Origin of the sequence: Ramlibacter sp. (assembly GCF_035706265.1) — a bacterium.
Taxonomy (GTDB): domain Bacteria; phylum Pseudomonadota; class Gammaproteobacteria; order Burkholderiales; family Burkholderiaceae_C; genus Ramlibacter.
The window spans coordinates 1-3,757 of sequence record NZ_DASSVG010000727.1 but is presented as its reverse complement, the minus strand read 5'-3'; the positions used below and the strand labels follow the sequence as shown (position 1 = coordinate 3,757).

The 3,757-nt window shown below is 70.5% G+C and carries 5 protein-coding genes; all 5 read right to left on the bottom strand.

The window, feature by feature from the left end:
* Nucleotides 1–55: 55 nt before the first annotated feature.
* Nucleotides 56–1,042 (bottom strand): SDR family oxidoreductase, encoded by a 987-nt coding sequence (locus VFM98_RS26010; protein ID WP_325112784.1) that lies wholly within the window; start codon nt 1,040–1,042, stop codon nt 56–58.
* On the bottom strand, nt 1,039–1,356 hold the full coding sequence (locus VFM98_RS26005) for a cytochrome C oxidase subunit IV family protein (protein WP_325112783.1): 318 nt from the start codon (nt 1,354–1,356) through the stop codon (nt 1,039–1,041). Before VFM98_RS26005 ends, VFM98_RS26010 begins: the two co-directional genes overlap by 4 nt.
* Nucleotides 1,353–1,970, bottom strand: a complete 618-nt coding sequence (locus tag VFM98_RS26000; protein ID WP_325112782.1) for a cytochrome c oxidase subunit 3 — start codon at nt 1,968–1,970, stop codon at nt 1,353–1,355. The genes VFM98_RS26005 and VFM98_RS26000 overlap by 4 nt, the downstream gene beginning before the upstream one ends.
* On the bottom strand, nt 1,967–3,562 hold the full coding sequence (ctaD, locus tag VFM98_RS25995; RefSeq protein ID WP_325112781.1) for a cytochrome c oxidase subunit I: 1,596 nt from the start codon (nt 3,560–3,562) through the stop codon (nt 1,967–1,969). The genes VFM98_RS26000 and ctaD overlap by 4 nt, the downstream gene beginning before the upstream one ends.
* Nucleotides 3,559–3,757, bottom strand: a 199-nt coding sequence (locus tag VFM98_RS25990; protein ID WP_414709090.1) for a c-type cytochrome, incomplete at its 5' end; no start/stop codon positions are given. The genes VFM98_RS25990 and ctaD, both read right to left, overlap by 4 nt.

Genomic DNA, 3,757 nt, shown 5'->3' with positions numbered 1-3,757 from the left:
GCCGGATTGACAGGGGTCAACCGGGTCCGCAAAGGCGCCCCCGGCGCGGGCCCGATCAGCGCCGGCGCAGCCAGCGCGTGGCCAGCAGCCCGGCCAGGGACAGCGCGCCCAGGGTCGCGCTCCGGTGCGTGGTTGCCCAGGCCTGCCAGCTGGAGCCGTGGGCCTGGGCGTCGAAGCGGCCGTGCGCGCCGTGGTCGCCGGCGACCGGCTGCCACAGGTTGTCGCGCCGCCCGGGCGGCAGCGGCTCGTCGGTGTGCTGGCCGTCCACGGCCGTGCGGCCGAGCATCCAATCCAGCAGGCCCGGTGCGAGCCGCGTGCCGAGGATGGCCTGCACCGCGGGCCAGCCGACCCACAGCTCGCGCCGGCGGTGCGTGGCCGCCCAGTACACGGCACGCGCCGCGACCTCGGGCTGGAAGATCTTGCCCATGGGCCGCGGCCGCTTGTCCAGCGTGGTGCGGCCCCAGTCGAACTGCGGCGTGTTGAAGGCCGACAGCTGCACCATCGTCACGTGCACCCGGCTGCGCGCGTGCGCGAGCTCGCAGCGGATCGAATCGGTGAAGCCGCGCAGGGCCGCCTTGGCGCCGCAATAAGGCGCCTGCAGCGGGATCGAGCGGTACGCGAGTGCCGAGCCCACCTGCACGATGGCGCCGCGGTTGCGCGGCTGCAGGCGGCGCAGCGCCGCCAGCGTGCCCCACACCGCGCCCAAGTAGGTGACTTCGGTGGCACGGCGGAAGTCCTCGGGCGCGATGTCGAGTGCCGGCGCGAAGATGGTGGCCATCGCGTCGTTGACCCAGACCTCGATCGGGCCCCAGGTCTCCTCGATCTCCGCGGCCGCCGCCTCGACCTGTTTCTCGTCGGCCACGTCGGTGGGGATCACCAGCGGCTCGCCGCCCAGGCGTTCCACGTCGCGGCGCGCGCCTTCGAGGCCGTCCATGCCCCGCGCCAGCAGGGCCACGCGCCAGCCATGGCGGGCGAACTCGCAGGCGATGGCGCGCCCGATGCCGGCCGAGGCGCCGGTGACCACGGCGACCCGCGCGCTCATCGCAGGCTCCCCTGGAAGGGCGCGGGCGCGACGGCCCGGGTCGCGTAGTCGATGCCCGACAGGCCGATCAGCAGCAACAGCGTGCCGAGGGCGAAGCAGCCCACCACGCGCAGCAGGGCCGGTGCGCGTGCCAGCCCCATGAAGAGCGCGGCCACGATGCCCGCTTTCGCCAGGGCGATCGCGAGGCCCACGGCCACGTTGCCGCGCCCAAGGGGCACGTAGGCGCTGCCCAGGCTGGCGAGCATCAGGACGATCAGGACGGCCCAGGCAGCCAGCAGGCGCCACCCATGGCGCCGGAATTCGGATTCGGTCATGCATGCCTCCCCAGCAGGTAGATCAGCGGATAGAGAAAGATCCAGACGATGTCGACGAAGTGCCAGTACAGGGCGCCCATCTCCACGGCTTCGGCGTCGGCCCAGGCGCGGCGGCGTCCGGCGCCCCAGGCCATGGCGCCGACCAGCGCGATGCCGATCGCGAGGTGCAGCGCGTGCAGGCCGGTGGCAAAGAAGTAGAGCATGGAGAACAGCTGCGCGCCGGGCGTCGCGAGCACGAAGCCCGCCCCCGGCACCAGGCCTTCCTGCCATTCCTTCGCGTACTCCACGCCTTTCAGCGCGAGGAAGGCCGCGCCGAAGGCGGCCGTGAGCCACAGCAGCCGCCCCGTCCAGCGCCGCATGCGGGCGTGCTGCGCACAGGCCGACGCGAAGGCGACCACGGCGCTGCTGGTGAGCAGCAGCGCGGTGTTGACGGTGCCGATCACGACATGCGTGTGGCGGCCGGCCTCGGCGAAGCCCTGCGGCCAGTGCGAGCGGCCGTAGGCGTAGGTGACGAAGATGCCGCCGAAGAACATCACTTCCGAGGCGAGGAACACCCACATCCCGAGCCGCGCGGTGAAGCCTTCGTCGTGCAGCGCCAGCGCGCGCGTGTTCATCGTGGGGCCTCCGTCGCCACGTTCGGGTCGTAGGCATACACCTGTTCGGGAATGCGCGGTGGCGCGTCGAAGTTGTGCGTCGGCGGCGGCGAGCGGGTCTGCCACTCCAGGCCGCGGGCGTCGAAGGGGTTCGCCCCTGCCAATGCGCCGGCGCGCAGCGACCAGGCGAAATACGCGAGCGGAAGCAGGTAGCCCAGCGCCAGCAGCACGGCCCCGGCCGAAGACAGCATGTGCAGCACCTGGAAGGGCTCGGGGTAGCTGTGGTAGCGGCGCGGCATGCCTTCCACGCCGAGCAGGTACTGCGGGAAGAAGGTGCCGTTGAAGCCGACGAAGATCAGCACCGCCGCGATGCGCGCCCACACTTCGGGATACAGGCGCCCGGTGGCCTTGGGCCACCAGAAGTGCAGGGCGCCGAAGTAGGCCATCACCGAGCCGCCCACCATGATGTAGTGGAAGTGCGAGACCACGAAGTAGGTGTCGGTCAGGTGCACGTCGAGCGCGAGCGCGGCGAGGAAGAGGCCCGTCAGGCCGCCGATCGTGAACAGGCCGACGAAGCCCAGCGCGTAGAGCATGGGCGCGTCCAGGTGGATCGAACCCTTGTAGAGGGTGGCCGTCCAGTTGAACACCTTGATCGCCGAGGGGATCGCGACCAGGAAGCTCAGGAGCGAGAACACCATGCTGGCCGCCAGCGACTGGCCGCTCACGAACATGTGGTGGCCCCACACCAGGAAGCCGATGCTGGCGATCCCGAGGATGGCGTAGGCCATGAAGCGGTAGCCGAAGATCGGCTTGCGCGCGAAGCAGGGGATGATCTCGCTCGCCACGCCCATGGCCGGCAGGATCATGATGTAGACGGCCGGGTGCGAGTAGAACCAGAACAGGTGCTGGAACAGCAGCGGGTCGCCGCCGTACTGCGGATCGAACACGCCGATGTGCCACAGGTGCTCGGCGACGACCAGCAGGGTGGTGATGGCCAGCACCGGCGTCGCGAGCACCAGGATGATGCTGGTGGCGTAGTGCGCCCACACGAACAGCGGCAACTGGAACCAGCCGAGGCCCGGCGCGCGCAGCTGGTGCACGGTGACGATGAAGTTCAGGCCGGTGAGGATGGACGAGAAGCCCACCACCAGCACGCCGGCCAGCGTGAGCACCACCGCACTGTTGGAGAACAGGGTGGAGTAGGGCGTGTAGAAGGTCCAGCCGGTGTCCACGCCGCCGGTGGCGAGCGCGGCCAGCACCAGCAGGCCGCCGGCCAGGTACAGGTACCAGCTGGTGAGGTTCAGGCGGGGGAAGGCGAGGTCGCGCGCGCCGATCATCAGCGGGATCAGGAAGTTGCCCAGCACCGAGGGGATCGACGGGATCAGGAACAGCCACACCATGATCACGCCGTGGGCGGTGAAGAGGCGGTTGTAGCTGTCGTCGCTGACCAGGTCGCCCGCCGGCGTGGCGAGTTCCAGCCGGATCACGGTGGCCGCCAGTCCGCCGATGAAGAAGAAGGCGGTGATGGAGATGGCGTAGAGGATCGCGATGCGCTTGTGGTCGGTGGTGGCGAGCCAGGAGCGCAGGGTGGTTCCGTCCTGCAGGTAGTTCACGGCCGCACTCCCGGTTGCGGGTCGCCCGTGGAGCGCACGTAGGCCACGAGGGCCTGCAGGTCCTCCTCGCTCAGCTGGCCGGCGAAGGAGGGCATCACGGGGTCGAAGCCCGCCACCACGTCCTTGCGTGGCAGCAGGATGGAATCGCGCACGTAGTTCTCGTCGGCCACCAGGCTGCGGCCGTCCTGCAGGTGC

What these genes read in the sequence shown, in the direction of transcription:
- VFM98_RS26010 (WP_325112784.1), bottom strand. Translation starts at nt 1,042, where the DNA reads ATGAGCGCGCGGGTCGCCGTGGTCACCGGCGCCTCGGCCGGCATCGGG.
- VFM98_RS26005 (WP_325112783.1), bottom strand. Translation starts at nt 1,356, where the DNA reads ATGACCGAATCCGAATTCCGGCGCCATGGGTGGCGCCTGCTGGCTGCC.
- VFM98_RS26000 (WP_325112782.1), bottom strand. Translation starts at nt 1,970, where the DNA reads ATGAACACGCGCGCGCTGGCGCTGCACGACGAAGGCTTCACCGCGCGG.